The sequence below is a fragment of the Serratia nevei genome (assembly GCF_037948395.1).
GTDB lineage: Bacteria > Pseudomonadota > Gammaproteobacteria > Enterobacterales > Enterobacteriaceae > Serratia > Serratia nevei.
In genome coordinates this window covers 5,206,135-5,220,606 of the sequence record NZ_CP149940.1, presented here as the reverse complement: position 1 = coordinate 5,220,606, position 14,472 = coordinate 5,206,135, and the positions used below count along the sequence as shown (strand labels likewise).

The 14,472-nt window shown below is 59.9% G+C and carries 17 protein-coding genes; 8 read left to right on the top strand and 9 right to left on the bottom strand.

What is annotated here, in order from left to right:
- Positions 1 to 12 precede the first annotated feature (12 nt).
- The 3 genes from secB (at position 13) to cysE (ending at position 2,427) form a co-directional block, all read left to right on the top strand.
- Positions 13 to 483 carry a protein-export chaperone SecB gene (gene secB / locus V8N38_RS24890; RefSeq protein WP_025304678.1) on the top strand — a complete coding sequence of 157 codons (471 nt, stop codon included), beginning with the start codon at positions 13 to 15 and terminating at the stop codon, positions 481 to 483.
- Positions 483 to 1,502 (top strand): NAD(P)H-dependent glycerol-3-phosphate dehydrogenase, encoded by a 1,020-nt coding sequence (gpsA, locus tag V8N38_RS24885; protein WP_038872626.1) that lies wholly within the window; start codon positions 483 to 485, stop codon positions 1,500 to 1,502. The genes secB and gpsA overlap by 1 nt, the downstream gene beginning before the upstream one ends.
- A gap of 103 nt (positions 1,503 to 1,605) precedes the next feature.
- The gene (gene cysE / locus V8N38_RS24880; protein ID WP_147840666.1) at positions 1,606 to 2,427 is read left to right on the top strand and encodes a serine O-acetyltransferase; all 822 of its coding nucleotides are present in this window, start codon (positions 1,606 to 1,608) and stop codon (positions 2,425 to 2,427) included.
- Positions 2,428 to 2,488: 61 nt separating this feature from the next.
- Here cysE and V8N38_RS24875 read toward each other — a convergent pair whose 3' ends face one another.
- The 5 genes from V8N38_RS24875 to cpxR form a co-directional block, all read right to left on the bottom strand.
- A complete protein-coding gene (locus tag V8N38_RS24875) occupies positions 2,489 to 3,160 on the bottom strand; it encodes a DUF3313 domain-containing protein (RefSeq protein ID WP_038872629.1) in 672 nt (223 codons plus the stop codon).
- A 104-nt stretch (positions 3,161 to 3,264) separates the two neighbouring features.
- Positions 3,265 to 4,038: a CHAD domain-containing protein gene (locus tag V8N38_RS24870; protein WP_060424975.1), complete on the bottom strand. Its 774-nt coding sequence runs from the start codon at positions 4,036 to 4,038 to the stop codon at positions 3,265 to 3,267.
- Positions 4,039 to 4,099: 61 nt separating this feature from the next.
- Positions 4,100 to 4,573, bottom strand: a complete 474-nt coding sequence (gene trmL / locus V8N38_RS24865; RefSeq protein WP_004931130.1) for a tRNA (uridine(34)/cytosine(34)/5-carboxymethylaminomethyluridine(34)-2'-O)-methyltransferase TrmL — start codon at positions 4,571 to 4,573, stop codon at positions 4,100 to 4,102.
- Positions 4,574 to 4,616: 43 nt separating this feature from the next.
- Positions 4,617 to 6,011: an envelope stress sensor histidine kinase CpxA gene (gene cpxA, locus V8N38_RS24860; RefSeq protein ID WP_047729612.1), complete on the bottom strand. Its 1,395-nt coding sequence runs from the start codon at positions 6,009 to 6,011 to the stop codon at positions 4,617 to 4,619.
- A complete protein-coding gene (gene cpxR / locus V8N38_RS24855; protein ID WP_004931124.1) occupies positions 6,008 to 6,706 on the bottom strand; it encodes an envelope stress response regulator transcription factor CpxR in 699 nt (232 codons plus the stop codon). The genes cpxA and cpxR overlap by 4 nt, the downstream gene beginning before the upstream one ends.
- Before the next feature lie 148 nt (positions 6,707 to 6,854).
- Here cpxR and cpxP point away from each other — a divergent pair, with 148 nt between their 5' ends.
- From cpxP to V8N38_RS24835, 4 genes are all read left to right on the top strand, one after another.
- Positions 6,855 to 7,334 (top strand): cell-envelope stress modulator CpxP, encoded by a 480-nt coding sequence (gene cpxP / locus V8N38_RS24850; RefSeq protein ID WP_004931122.1) that lies wholly within the window; start codon positions 6,855 to 6,857, stop codon positions 7,332 to 7,334.
- 132 nt (positions 7,335 to 7,466) lie between these two features.
- On the top strand, positions 7,467 to 8,369 hold the full coding sequence (gene fieF, locus V8N38_RS24845; RefSeq protein ID WP_147840667.1) for a CDF family cation-efflux transporter FieF: 903 nt from the start codon (positions 7,467 to 7,469) through the stop codon (positions 8,367 to 8,369).
- A 231-nt stretch (positions 8,370 to 8,600) separates the two neighbouring features.
- On the top strand, positions 8,601 to 9,563 hold the full coding sequence (pfkA, locus tag V8N38_RS24840) for a 6-phosphofructokinase (protein ID WP_004931116.1): 963 nt from the start codon (positions 8,601 to 8,603) through the stop codon (positions 9,561 to 9,563).
- A gap of 186 nt (positions 9,564 to 9,749) precedes the next feature.
- Positions 9,750 to 10,739, top strand: a complete 990-nt coding sequence (locus V8N38_RS24835; RefSeq protein ID WP_089186594.1) for a sulfate ABC transporter substrate-binding protein — start codon at positions 9,750 to 9,752, stop codon at positions 10,737 to 10,739.
- Between the two features lie 65 nt (positions 10,740 to 10,804).
- On the opposite strand, the gene tpiA is transcribed toward V8N38_RS24835, so the two are convergent.
- On the bottom strand, positions 10,805 to 11,572 hold the full coding sequence (gene tpiA, locus V8N38_RS24830; RefSeq protein ID WP_004931113.1) for a triose-phosphate isomerase: 768 nt from the start codon (positions 11,570 to 11,572) through the stop codon (positions 10,805 to 10,807).
- A gap of 127 nt (positions 11,573 to 11,699) precedes the next feature.
- A complete protein-coding gene (locus V8N38_RS24825; RefSeq protein WP_147840674.1) occupies positions 11,700 to 12,284 on the bottom strand; it encodes a DUF1454 family protein in 585 nt (194 codons plus the stop codon).
- A gap of 199 nt (positions 12,285 to 12,483) precedes the next feature.
- Between V8N38_RS24825 and V8N38_RS24820 the strand changes: the two genes are divergently transcribed.
- On the top strand, positions 12,484 to 12,903 hold the full coding sequence (locus V8N38_RS24820; protein WP_019452229.1) for a DUF805 domain-containing protein: 420 nt from the start codon (positions 12,484 to 12,486) through the stop codon (positions 12,901 to 12,903).
- Positions 12,904 to 12,914: 11 nt separating this feature from the next.
- On the opposite strand, the gene fpr is transcribed toward V8N38_RS24820, so the two are convergent.
- Together fpr and V8N38_RS24810 are read right to left on the bottom strand one after the other, a co-directional pair.
- The gene (gene fpr / locus V8N38_RS24815) at positions 12,915 to 13,661 is read right to left on the bottom strand and encodes a ferredoxin--NADP(+) reductase (RefSeq protein ID WP_047729616.1); all 747 of its coding nucleotides are present in this window, start codon (positions 13,659 to 13,661) and stop codon (positions 12,915 to 12,917) included.
- Between the two features lie 3 nt (positions 13,662 to 13,664).
- Complete coding sequence (locus V8N38_RS24810; protein WP_147840668.1) at positions 13,665 to 14,276, bottom strand: helix-turn-helix transcriptional regulator; 612 nt, start codon at positions 14,274 to 14,276, stop codon at positions 13,665 to 13,667.
- Between the last annotated feature and the right edge of the window lie 196 nt (positions 14,277 to 14,472).

Sequence of the window (14,472 nt, the reverse complement as noted above, 5' to 3'; positions counted from 1 at the left end):
GGTATTACTCACATGTCAGAACAAAACAGCACCGAAATGGCTTTCCAGATCCAACGTATTTATACCAAGGACATTTCCTTCGAAGCGCCGAACGCGCCGCAGGTTTTCCAGCAGGAATGGCAGCCGGAAGTTAAACTTGATCTGGATACCGCGTCCAGCCAGCTGGCTGACGAAGTGTATGAAGTGGTACTGCGCGTAACCGTGACGGCGAGCCTGGGCGAAGAAACTGCGTTCCTGTGCGAAGTGCAACAGGCGGGCATCTTCTCGGTAGCAGGCATCGAAGGCACGCAGCTGGCGCATTGCCTGGGTGCATACTGCCCGAACATCCTGTTCCCGTATGCGCGCGAGTGCATCACCAGCCTGGTTTCCCGCGGCACATTCCCGCAGCTGAACCTGGCACCGGTCAACTTTGACGCGCTGTTCATGAACTATCTGCAGCAGCAGGCGGAAGGCGAAGGTGCCGCACCACATCAGGATGCCTGATGAACACCGTCAATGCTTCAATGACTGTCATCGGTGCCGGCTCGTACGGCACCGCATTGGCCATTACGCTGGCGCGTAACGGCCACTCCGTGGTGCTGTGGGGGCACAACCCCGCGCAAATTCAAACGTTGCAGCAAGATCGCTGCAATCAGGCGTTTCTGCCCGACGTTCCCTTCCCCGATACCCTGCTGCTTGAAGCCGATTTGGCGCGTGCGCTGGCGGCCAGTCGCGACGTGCTGGTGGTGGTGCCGAGCCACGTGTTCGGCGACGTGCTGCGCCAGCTGAAGCCGCATCTGCGCCCGGACGCCCGTATCGTGTGGGCCACCAAGGGGCTGGAAGCGGAAACCGGCCGGTTGCTGCAGGACGTGGCGCGTGAGGCGTTGGGCGAGACGATCCCGCTGGCGGTGCTCTCCGGGCCGACGTTTGCCAAAGAGCTGGCCGCCGGCCTACCGACGGCGATCGCGCTGGCGGCGACCGATGCGCAGTTCGCCGACGATCTGCAACAGCTGCTGCACTGTGGCAAGAGCTTCCGCGTCTATAGCAATCCCGACTTCATCGGCGTGCAGCTTGGTGGCGCGGTGAAGAACGTGATCGCCATCGGCGCCGGCATGTCCGACGGCATCGGTTTCGGCGCCAACGCCCGCACCGCGTTGATTACACGCGGGCTGGCGGAAATGAGCCGTCTGGGTTCTGCGCTCGGCGCCGATCCTTCGACGTTCATGGGCATGGCGGGGCTGGGGGATCTGGTGCTAACCTGCACGGACAACCAATCGCGCAACCGCCGCTTCGGCATTATGCTGGGGCAGGGCAAAGGCGTGCAGGAAGCGCAGGACAGCATCGGCCAGGTGGTCGAGGGCTATCGCAATACCAAAGAGGTGTTGGCACTGGCGCAGCGGCACGGCGTGGAAATGCCGATCACCGAACAGATTTATCAGGTGCTTTACTGCCATAAAGACGCCCGCGAAGCGGCGCTGAGCCTGCTGGGGCGAGCCCGAAAGGACGAAAAACCCAGCGCGTGACATAAAACGATATGCCGGGGCAGCGTGCTGACCCCGCAAATGACCTGGGCCGCTTCGCGCTACCGTGTGAAGCGGCCCGTTTGGCAAGGCAGAGGGGAATGTGATGTCGTCAGAAGAGTTGGAGCAGGTCTGGAACAGCATTAAATCAGAAGCGCGAACACTGGCTGATTGTGAACCGATGCTGGCCAGCTTTTTCCATGCGACGTTGCTCAAGCACGAGAACCTGGGCAGCGCGCTCAGCTATATGCTGGCCAACAAGCTGGCGACGCCGATCATGCCCGCCATCGCGGTGCGCGAGGTGGTGGAAGAGGCGTACAAGTCCGACAACCAGATGATCGTTTCGGCGGCGCGCGATATCCTTGCGGTGCGGCTGCGCGACCCGGCGGTCGATAAATACTCCACGCCGCTGCTTTACCTGAAAGGGTTCCATGCGCTGCAGGCTTACCGTATCGGTCACTGGCTGTGGCAGCAAGGGCGGCAAGCGCTGGCTATCTACCTGCAAAATCAAATTTCCGTCGCCTTCGGCGTGGACATCCACCCGGCGGCGACCATCGGCTGCGGCATCATGCTCGATCACGCCACCGGCATCGTGATCGGTGAAACGGCGGTGGTGGAGAACAACGTCTCTATCCTGCAGTCGGTCACCCTGGGCGGTACCGGTAAAACCAGCGGCGACCGTCACCCGAAAATTCGCGAAGGGGTGATGATTGGCGCAGGCGCCAAAATTCTCGGCAATATCGAGGTGGGCAAGGGCGCGAAGATCGGCGCGGGATCGGTGGTCTTGCAGGCGATACCGCCGCACACCACCGCCGCCGGCGTACCGGCGCGCATCGTCGGGCGGCCGGAGAGCGATACGCCGTCGATGGATATGGACCAATACTTCAACGGTACCAATCACGGCTTTGAGTACGGCGACGGCATTTGAGTGCCGTCTGCGCAGCCATTCAGGGGGAGCTTCGGCTCCCCCTGTGTTTTTCAGGCGGCGGTCAGCCCTGTTTCGGGAAGTTGGTGATATCGGTAACGATGTCGTCGATCGCCGCCTTGACGTCATCCGCCGTGACCGGCGTGCTGTCGTTGTTGACGGTTTTGCCGTAAGCCTTGCGTACCACTTCCATCACCGTTTTACCGGTATCCTGGTCGATCAGCTCGCCTTCGATATACAGCGCGGTATTTTGCGTCCGGTGCCCGGTCGCCGCCATGGTGCTGGCAACGACCGCCGCGACCGGTACCACCTCATAGAACTTCATGTCTTCGTTTTCGGCGGAAACGGCGGTGATGGCGAGTTTGGCTACTAATACACGTGAGCCTGCCGGGCTGGGCAGAATGGTGAAGCGGTTCTGTAGCGCGGCTTTAATCCGCTGGGTCGCATACGCCTTGATTTTGTTCAGCGTGTCCTGGCTGACGCGCGTGGTCGGTTTTTCCGCCGGGAAATAGACCACCGGTTGGAAATAGAGGCCGCGGTAGTTGGATTCCTTGTAGTTTGGATCTATCCAGCGCAGCGTTTTATGGCCGCTTGGCGAGGTGGTTTCCTGCAGTTTGCTGTAATCGGACAAGAAGCCCGAATATTGAGACGTTTGGGTGACTTTGGACGAACAGCCCGCCAGCAACAGGCCCGCTGCCAGAACCGCCATGGCAACGCTCAAGCGTTGTTTCTTCATATGGTTTCCTATGATGAGTGGTGATTACCCTTACAAAACATAGCGCATTATCTGTGCCTCATCGGGCATTTTCGGGGCCGGGCGTGCCCTGCCGTGGCCTTTTTTCAGGATCGTGATGCGCCGCCGGTTTTCGCCGCCAGCGCCGGTGATAAGGCGGCGAGTAGGGTATCCGCTCTGGCCAGCGCCTGGCGTTGCTCAACATGCCATAGGGGCAACAACGGCCAGAGATCCGCCTGATGCTCGGCCTGCAGGCACCAGACCTCCCGATCGTGCCAGTCGCCGAGGGCGTTTTGCGCCGCTTTGAGGCCCGCCGTCGCTTCGGCAGAGAGGGAAAGGCGTTGCGGATAGGCTTCGGCGGCGTAACGCAGGCGTTTTATCAGCAGCCGCAGATGGTGGCGATCGTAGCCGGTATCGGCCAATGCCCGGCGCAGCTGCCGCTGTTGGCGCTGCAGGCGCCGGTTCAGGCGGTATTTGGCGGTGCGTCGCGCGGTGCGGCGGAAGCGGCGCGGCCAGGCGTGCAACAGCGAGGGAAAGTCGATGAGCTGCGGATGGGCGAGCAGTTGACGGCAGCGAGCCTGAAGATCGCTCCGGCGCACGTTGGCCTGCCAATCGAGGCGATGGCTTGCCAGTTCGGCGATCAGCACCTCGAGATCGCGCAGCGGCGTCGTGAGCCTGCCCAACTCGGCGGCGGCCCGATCGAGCCGCGTTGCGCCGGGGCAGCCGCGCAACGGGCGCAGCAGGCTGCGAATGCGGCGCAGACAGACGCGCAGGTCGTGCAGCGCTTCGCTGTCTTGCGCCTGCTGCAGCCGCAGCAGCGCCTCGTTCAGCGCCGTCTCGAGGCGGCGAAGCTGGGTGACAATATCCTCGATGAAAGCCATGTGCCGTTCCTGGAAAGAACATCGCAGCGATGATGCTTCCAGTATGGCGCGTCGTCGCGGATTATGCCTTGATCAGCGCGCCGGCATAGTCCAGCTGCCGCCAGGCCTCATACACCACCACCGATACGGCATTCGACAGGTTCATGCTGCGGCTTTGCGCCTGCATCGGGATGCGGATTTTTTGCTGCGCAGGCAGTGCATCGAGGATGTCGGCGGGCAACCCGCGCGTTTCCGGGCCGAACAGCAGGTAGTCGCCGGCCTGATAGCTGACGGCGCTGTGCGCCGGCGTGCCTTTGGTGGTCAGGGCAAACAGCCGCTGTGGGTTTTCGGCGGCGAGAAAGGCAGCGTAATCGGCATGGCGGCTGACGCGGGTGAACTCATGATAGTCCAACCCGGCGCGGCGCAGGCGCTTGTCGTCCCACGGGAATCCCAGCGGTTCGATCAGGTGCAGGTTAAAGCCGGTATTGGCACACAGGCGGATGATATTGCCGGTGTTGGGTGGAATTTCGGGTTCAAATAAAACGATGTTCAGCATGTTGCAGGCCCCTCGTGAACGAGGGGCGCAGGATAGCAAACTCTTACTGTTCTGTCTTAGTCGACAGACGTTGATGATGCAGCGGCAGCCACAGCACCAGCCGCAGGCCGCCAAGCGGGCTGTCTTCGGCCTTCACCCAGCCGCGATGCTGGTTGACTGCCGCTTCGACGATCGCCAAGCCGAGGCCGGTGCCGCCGGATTCGCGGTCGCGCGCTTCATCGGTGCGGTAGAACGGACGGAAGATCTGCTCGCGATCTTCGGCGCTGACGCCGGGGCCGTCGTCGTCAACCTCGATGGTCACGCCCTGATTGTCGGCGCTGAACGCCACGGCAATGCGGGTGTGCGAATAACGCAGGGCATTGCGCACGATGTTTTCCAACGCGCTGTCCAGCGCACTCGCGTTGCCGAACAGCGTCCACGGGCCGGGCGGCGCGGTGATCTCCAACTGCTTGCCCATCTGTTCCGCTTCGAAACGGGCATTGTCCAGCACGTCGGCCCACAGGTCGTTGGCCTTCAGCTGCTCGCGCGCCAGCTCGCCTTTTTGCTGCCCGCGCGACAGCGCCAGCAGATCGTTGATCATCGAATCCAGCCGCTGCGCTTCGGTTTCGATGCGCGCCAGCTCGTGGCCTTCACCATGGCGGCGACGCATCAACGCGGTGGCCAGCTGCAGGCGCGTCAGCGGCGTGCGCAGCTCGTGCGAGATGTCCGAGATCAGCCGTTGCTGCGCGTTCATCATGCGCTCCAGCGCGCTGACCATCTGGTTGAAGCTGGCGCCGGTGGCCAGAAACTCCTGCGGGCCGGCCTCCAGTTCCGGATGCTGCTTCAGGTTGCCACGCGCCACGTCATCGGCGGCGTTCTTCAGCTTGCGTGCCGGTTTCGCCAGGCTCCAGGCCAGCCACAGCAGCAGCGGGGCGCTGATCAGCATGGTGACGATCAGCAGCAGCAGCGGCCGGTCGAACATCAGGTTGATGAAATCGGATTGCGGGCTGTTGGCGGGGCGGATCAGGTACAGCTGGTAGTTGTCTTCGCCGTCGCGCACCGCGAACGGCCCGACCAGCTCGACGCGACCGTACTTTTTCTTCTTCGGATGATCTGAATTATCGGATTGGCCGATGAAGTTGCGGACGATCTGCATTTCATTGCGCTGCGCGCCGATCACCCGGCCTTCGCTGGTGACCAGCAGCAGGCGTTGGCCCGGCGGCGCCCATTTGTCGATGGCGCGGAACAGGCGGCGCCACCACATCAGATCGTTGGCCGGATCGTTTTGCAACTCGGCCTCGACGTGCTGTTCCAGCATCAACCCCTGCCGCTGCTCGCTGTCGAGCAGCGAGGTCATTTGGCGGGAGTCGAGCTTGGGCACCATCAGCACCAACATTAGCACCAGGGCTAACGTGAACCAGAAAATGGCGAAGATGCGTGCCGTCAAACTGTTGATCATGTTGCAGATACCATCAAATAACCCCGCCCGCGCAGGGTTTTGAACCACGGATGCCCGTCTTTGCGATCCGGCAGCTTACGCCGCAGGTTGGAAATGTGCATGTCGATGGCGCGATCGAACGGGGTCAGGCGTTTGCCCAGCACTTCCTGGCTCAGCAGTTCGCGCGACACCACCTGGCCGAGATGCTGCGCCAGCAGGTAAAGCAGGGTGAATTCGGTGCCGGTCAGATCCAGTACCTGACCGTCGAAGCTGGCCTCCTGGCGGCCGGGGTTGAGCTGCAGGCCATCGACATCCAGCGTCGGGGCGCCGCTGTCGACCTGCTGCTGCTGTTCGCTCCAGTTGGAACGGCGCAGAATGGCGCGAATGCGCGCGACCAGTTCGCGATCGTTGAAGGGTTTCGGCAGGTAATCATCGGCGCCCAGCTCCAGACCCAGCACGCGGTCCAGTTCGCTGCCGCGCGCGGTCAGCATGATGACCGGCGTCTGGTGATGTTGGCGCAGTTCTTTCAGCGTATCGATGCCGTTTTTCTTCGGCATCATGATGTCGAGCAGCAGCAGGTCGACGGAGCTGTCCAGCAGCGACAACGCCTGCTCGCCATCGTGCGCGACGACGATATTAAAACCTTCCATTTCAAGCAGTTCTTTTAACAGCGAGGTCAACTCGCGGTCGTCGTCAACTAACAGAATCTTGTTCATTATGATTTACCTCCAGACGCAAAATACGTCATCAACTGTTGCCATTCCATGACTTTACGTAGTTTTACATGCACTGACGCAGGTTTTCAGGTGTAGCGGTACACTGCTCCTCGTTGATTCGCAAAGTGAGAAAGCTTGAGGAGTTGAAATGCGTAAGGTGACCGCATTAGTTATGGCATCACTGCTGGCAATTGGTTCGACCGCTGCCTTCGCTGCCGACACTATACCGGACACAGCCCAACCTCCCGGCAACGACGCGATGACCCGAATACCCGGCCAGCACCATATGTTCGACGGTGTCAGCCTCAGTGAACAGCAGCGCCAGCAAATGCGCGATTTGATGCGCCAGGCCCGGCACGATCTGCCTGGTGTCAATGTAGCTGAAATGGAAGCCATGCATAAACTGGTGACCGCAGAGAAATTTGACGAAGCCGCCGTGTATGCCCAGGCGGAAAAGATGGCCCAACAGCAGGTCAAGCGCCAGGTCGAAATGGCCCGGGTGCGCAACCAAATGTATAACCTGCTGACGCCAGAGCAAAAAAGTGTTTTAGACCAGAAACATCAGCAGCGTATGCAGCAGATGGAGCAACAAATTTCTGGTTTGCAGCAAGCTTCTGCCCAGAAGTGAAGTACGACTGAGTAGTCCCCTGTTTTTCCTTGCCATAGACACCATCCCTGTCTTCCCCGCCATGATGGCGGGGTTTTTTTTATCCGACATTTCGCTATATTGAGCGCCACACCTTTTGACCGGGATCCCTTCATGGAACAGCGCTATGCACGCCTGGTAAAGTCCGCTGCGTTGGGCGCTACCGCGCTGGCGTCGTCGCTGCTGTTGATCAAAATCGTCGCCTGGTACCACACCGGTTCAGTCAGCCTGCTGGCGGCGCTGGTGGATTCGCTGGTCGATATTGCCGCCTCGCTGACCAACCTTCTGGTGGTGCGCTATTCGCTGCAGCCGGCCGATGCCGAGCACACCTTTGGCCACGGCAAAGCGGAATCGCTGGCGGCGCTGGCGCAAAGCATGTTTATTTCCGGCTCCGCCCTGTTTCTGTTCCTCACCGGCTTCCAGCATCTGTATGCGCCGCAAACGCTGCGCGATCCCGGTATTGGGATCGTCGTGACGGTGATCGCGTTGGCCAGCACCCTGATTCTGGTTACCTATCAACGCTGGGTGGTCAGAAAAACCCGCAGCCAGGCCGTGCGCGCAGATATGCTGCATTATCAGTCAGATGTCATGATGAATGGTGCTATTCTTATCGCTCTTGGGCTAAGCTGGTACGGCTTCCACCGGGCAGATGCGCTGTTCGCGCTGGGCATCGGCGTATACATCCTCTATAGCGCGCTGCGTATGGGCTACGAAGCGGTGCAGTCGCTGCTGGATCGGGCGTTGCCGGATGACGAACGCCAGGCGATTATTGAGGTGGTTTCCTCCTGGCCCGGGGTGAAAGGCGCGCACGATCTGCGCACGCGGCAGTCGGGGCCGACGCGTTTCATCCAGCTGCATCTGGAGATGGAAGACACGCTGCCGCTGCGTGAGGCGCATCGGTTGGCCGATCAGGTGGAACAGGCGTTGCGGCACCGTTTTGCGGGGGCAGACGTCATCATTCACCTGGATCCGTGCTCCGTGGTGCCACCGGGTAGGCAGGGGCATTGGGAGCTATAATCAGATAGAGGCATAGATCGAAGTATTATCATGAATATCTGAGTTAGCTCAGCGTGCCATGCGGTATTTTTACCGTTATATTGCGTGACTTGAATCAATTCAGCTGGGTGTTTTTGATATAATATCCAGCAATAAGCCGTAAAGCTGGTTTTCTGCAGCCGGAGAGGTTTCAAGACGATCGGCGGAGACAGAATTCTTAAGAAATTGCATCTACACAGTTCAGAGGTAGTCATGATCAAGAAAATCGGTGTACTGACGAGCGGCGGTGATTCGCCGGGTATGAACGCTGCAATCCGCGGCGTTGTGCGTTCTGCGCTTTCAGAAGGTCTGGAAGTTTTTGGTATTTACGATGGCTACCTTGGCTTGTACGAAGATCGCATGGAGCAGCTGGACCGCTATAGCGTGTCCGACATGATCAACCGCGGCGGCACCTTCCTCGGCTCGGCCCGCTTCCCGGAGTTCAGGGATGAAAACGTGCGCGCCAAGGCGATTGAAAACCTGAAGAATCGCGGCATCGACGCGCTGGTGGTGATCGGCGGCGACGGTTCCTACATGGGCGCCAAACGCCTGACGGAAGAAGGCTTCCCGTGCATCGGTCTGCCGGGCACCATCGATAACGACGTTGCCGGTACCGACTACACCATCGGTTACTTCACCGCGCTGGAAACCGTGGTGGAAGCGATCGACCGCCTGCGCGATACCTCCTCTTCGCACCAGCGTATCTCCATCGTGGAAGTGATGGGCCGTTACTGCGGCGATCTGACGCTGGCGGCGGCGATTGCCGGTGGCTGCGAATTCATCGTGCTGCCTGAAATCGAATTCAACCGCGAAGATCTGGTGTGCGAAATCAAGGCCGGTATCGCCAAGGGTAAAAAACACGCCATCGTGGCGATCACCGAGCACATCTGCGATATCGATGAGCTGGCGCGCCACATCGAGCAGGAAACCAAGCGTGAAACTCGCGCTACCGTGCTGGGCCACATTCAACGCGGCGGTTCGCCGGTTGCCTACGACCGCATCCTGGCCTCGCGCATGGGCGCCTACGCCATCGAGCTGCTGCTGCAGGGTTACGGCGGCCGCTGCGTCGGTATCCAGAACGAAAAAATGGTGCATCACGACATCATCGACGCGATCGAAAACATGAAGCGTCCGTTCAAGGGTGACTGGCTGGAAACGGCGAAAAAACTGTACTGATATGCCGCTCACCGCACGACAAAAAAGCCTCCGCTCGCGGGGGCTTTTTTATGCCCGTCGGCGATATATTCCGGAATCATCTATCCCAAAATTTTTTATTCTTTAATTGCCGGGAAAGTTTCTGGCAGGCTCTGATGCTAAATCAACCGATTGAGGTTGCGCTTAATTTTCTGGGAGAGCCTGTCGATGCGTAAATGGGGTGTTGGTCTGACATTGGTGCTGTTGGCGTCCGGCGCCATGGCGAAGGATATTCAACTGCTGAACGTGTCATACGATCCGACGCGTGAGTTCTATCAGGCTTACAACACGGCATTCAGCAAGCACTATCAGGCGGAAACCGGCGATAAGGTGACGGTGCGCCAGTCGCATGGCGGCTCCGGCAAACAGGCGACCTCGGTGATCAACGGCATCGAGGCCGACGTGGTGACGCTGGCGTTGGCCTATGACGTCGACGCTATCGCCGAACGCGGGCGTATTGAGAAAGATTGGATCAAACGCCTGCCGGACAACTCGGCGCCTTACACCTCGACCATCGTCTTCCTGGTGCGCAAAGGCAACCCGAAACAGATTCACGATTGGCCCGATCTGCTCAAACCGGGCGTGTCGGTGATCACCCCGAACCCGAAAACCTCCGGTGGCGCCCGCTGGAACTACCTGGCCGCCTGGGGCTACGCGTTGCACCACAACAACAACGATAAGGCCAAGGCGCAGGAGTTCGTCAAAAACCTGTACAAGAACGTCGAAGTGCTGGATTCCGGCGCGCGCGGCTCGACCAACACCTTCGTTGAGCGCGGCATCGGCGATGTGCTGATCGCCTGGGAAAACGAAGCGTTGTTGGCGGAGAAAGAACTGGGCAAAGACAAGTTCGAGATTATCACCCCGAGTGAATCGATCCTGGCCGAACCGACGGTGTCGGTAGTGGATAAGGTGGTCGATAAACGCGGTACCCGCAACGTGGCGACCGCCTACCTGAAGTATCTGTATTCACCGGAAGGGCAGACCATCGCGGCACAGCACTATTACCGTCCGCGCGATGCGGCGGTGGCGGCCAAGTTTGCCGGGCAGTTCCCGCAGCTGAAGCTGTTCACCGTGGATGACACCTTCGGCGGCTGGACCGAAGCGCAGAAGGTGCACTTCGCCACCGGCGGCGTGTTCGATGAGATCAGCAAACGCTGATGCCGGCTGAGCGGCAATAAAAAACCCCGGCTTGCCGGGGTTTTTTTATGACAAGCCTAAGACAATCAGGCTTTTTTCGCTGCGGCAGCGGCTTTGACGATCACGGCGAAAGCGTCGGCTTTCAGCGAAGCGCCGCCAACCAGCGCGCCGTCGATGTCCGGCTGAGAGAACAGCTCTGCGGCGTTCTTGTCGTTCACCGAACCGCCGTACTGGATGATGATTTCAGCGGCAACCGCGGCATCGTGTTTGGCGATGTGGTCACGGATAAATTTGTGCACGGCCTGCGCCTGCGCAGGGGTAGCGGACTTGCCGGTACCGATGGCCCAGACCGGCTCATAGGCGATCACGGTGCCTTTCATCGCCGGTGCGCCCAGCGTTTTCAGCACGGCGTCGATCTGGCGCGCGCACACTTCTTCAGTTTTGCCCGCAGCGTTTTCCGCTTCGGTTTCACCGATGCACAGCACCGGGATCAGGCCGGCTTCTTTCAGCACGGCGAATTTCTCGGCGATGACTTCGTCGCTTTCTTTGTGGTAGGTGCGACGCTCGGAGTGGCCGATGATGATGTACTGGGCGCCGACGTCTTTCAGCATGTTGGCGGAAACTTCACCGGTGAAGGCGCCGGACAGGTTAACGTCCACGTTCTGCGCGCCCAGCGCGATGCGGCTGCCGGCCAGCGCGTGCTTGGCCTGATCCAGATACATCACCGGCGGGGCGATGGCGACGCCACAGCCGTCAACGCTGCTCAGCTCATTGCGCAGGCCGGCGATCAGTTCGTTGACCATGTGGGTGCTGCCGTTAAGCTTCCAGTTACCCATAACTAATGGATGACGCATGTTTTTTCCTCCAACTAGAAAACGCGAGAGTCGAAATGACAACTGCCGGACCGGCAGTTTACCTGCCCAACAGTATAGAGATCATTAAGCGCGAAGGCTTTGCTTTTCGTCATTAAATGCCGCGCCGTTACGGCTCGGAAAGCGCCAGCTTAATCGGTTCAACCGCGAAGGTTACGCCTTTATCGCCGTTGTCCGAGACGACATAGCGAATGGCGCCGACCTGCTGTTGGTAAAAGCGCGACCCTTTGCCTTTTTCCAGCAGGCTGTTCACCTTGTTCTGGCTCTGTTCCATTGTCAACGCCGGTTCGAACTGGCGCATCAGCGCCGCCATGTAGCTGATGGCGATGGCGCGCGCGGTTTTTTCTTCATTGGCCTGCTGCAGCGGCAGGTGAGTGATCTGCAACGTTTTGATTTTACCGGTGCCTTTCTCCAGCGCGGTGGAGGCGTACAGGTTTTCGTTGAGTTTGCTGGCGGCGCGCGTCAGCAGCGGCGAATCGTCTTCGGCGGTGGGAATGGCGCGGAATTCGCCAATCGGCAGCTTCGGGTTATCGCGGTTGTATTTTTCGCGGAATTTGACCACCGTCAGATCGAACGTCGGTGCCCCGGCCAGCAGGTAAGGTGCGGCGGGCGTCGCATCGGCGGGCGGCGGATCGGCCCAGGCGCTGGCGGCCACCTGCAGCAGGCAGGCGATGACGAGGGTTTTTCTCAGCATGGCGTATGGCATCAAGGACAAAGATGGCTCCGATTAAAGCGATAACCCGCGGGGCTTGTCAAAGATCCCACGCCATTATCGGTTCGCTGACGAGAAAGCTGTGCGGCGCACCGCGTTATGCGAGGCGGAAAACTCGGCCCGGCAGCGCCTATGTTACACTGCGGCGCAGAATATGGGCAGGCTTAGAGCGCAGGAATCGATGACGTTACAACAGTGGTGTTTTTCTTTTAAGGGCCGCATCGGGCGGCGCGACTTCTGGATTTGGATGGGGCTGTGGTTGGTGCTGATGGCGGCGGCGTTTACGTTGGCCAATTATCAGCTGGTCGCCATCCAATCCATCGCCTTCTTTATCGTGGCGCTGCTGTGGCCGACGGCGGCGGTGCTGGTCAAGCGCCTGCACGATCGCAACAAGGCCGGCTGGTGGGCGCTGCTGCTGATCCTGGCGTGGATGCTGGCGGCGGGGAACTGGCAGATGCTGGCGCCGATCTGGCAATGGGGCGTTGGGCGTTTCATTCCGACGCTGATTATCGTGATGATGATGATCGATCTGGGTGCCTTCGTCGGCACGCCGGGAGATAACCGGTTTGGCCCGGAAGCCGAACCGGTGAAGTTCCGCTGACCCTCGCCGGGTTACCAGTAGTGTTCGCTGGTGATGTGGCCCGGCTTGCGGCGCAGGTGCTTGCGCATCTGGCGGTGGTCTTTCAGCGTTTGCTGGGTGTCCCGCACCATTTGCGGGTTGCCGCACAGCATCACGTGGCTGGTTTCGGCGTCGATAGTCAAACCGATCGCCGCTTCCAGCCGGCCGTCCTCGATCAGCGCCGGTACGCGGCCGGTCAATGAGCCGGGCGCCTCTTCGCGGCTGACGACGGTCTGGATGCGCAGCTTGCCGTTGTAGCGCTGCTGCAGTTGCTGCATCAGCGGCAGGTAGCTCAGGTCACGCGCAAAGCGCGCGGCGTGCACCAGCACCAGGTTGTTGAAGCGCTCCAGGCCGGCGCCCTGCTGCAGAATCGATAAATAGGGGCCGATGGCGGTGCCGGTCGCCAGCATCCACAGCGTATCGCAGTCGGGCACCTCGTCCAGCACGAAGAAGCCGGCCGCTTCTTTGGTTACCATCACGTCCGAGCCCGGCTGCAGCTGACTGAGGCGCGGGCTCAGCTTGCCTTCCGGCACGGTGACCAGATAGAACTCCAGATTGGCGTCGTCGGGGGCATTGACGTAGGAGTAGGCACGTTGCACCCGTTCGCCGTCGATCTCCAGCGCCAGCTTGGCAAATTGCCCGGCGGTGAAAGGATCGATGGGGGCATTGACCACCAGGCTGAACAGCCCGTCGGTCCATTGTTTTACCTGCGTAACCTTGCCGTTTACCCATTCAGCCATACTCTAAAGCTCCCGTGGTCGAATCAAATAAGCACAATGTCGTGAGCCGGAAATGGCGTGCGCGGTGCGCTCTACCCGGTAGTCGTTGCCGAACAGGCGGTGAAACAGCTGCAGCTCGGAATTGCACAGGCTGCTGCAGCTGGAACCGGCCACGCCAATCGGGCAGTGGTTTTCCACCAACAGCGCGCCGTGCGGGTGGTCGAACAATTCGGCCATGTAACCGTCGTGTTGCCGCAGGCGCACCAGGCGGGCTAACCGGTCCTGATGGCTGCGCTCGGAGGACAGCTCTTCGGCATAACGCAGATAAAGCTGCTCTTCGCGCGCGTTGAGCAACGGCTCCACCCCGGCGCCGCCAAACAGCTGCAGCGCGGATGCCCGCAGCCGCTCCTGATCGGCGGCGGCAAAGGCGTGCCCTCGCTCGGTCAGCGACCAGTAGCGCGTCGGGCGGCCGACCTTGCTGCGCGCTTCTTCGTAACAAACCAACTCACGTTTTTCCAGGGATTGCAGATGTTGTCGGATGCCCATCGGCGTAATGTCCAGACGCTCCGCCAGCATTTTGGCCGAGTGCGGGCCGAGAGCCTTTAACTGCAATAAAATCAGCTCAGGTGTTTTCATGAACCAAATCCCTATGGTGTTATTTTATTTCAAGTTGATGAAAAGAATTATCGATTAAATGCTAAAGCGCGGCTACTGCAAGGGCGCTATTTTTAACTCCAAAGCGTTAGACGTACAGTTTAATTTACGAGCCTGGTCGGGTTTGCTGCCAGTGTGACCTGGATCAATATCTTCCTGAAACTCGCTAAAAAAATCA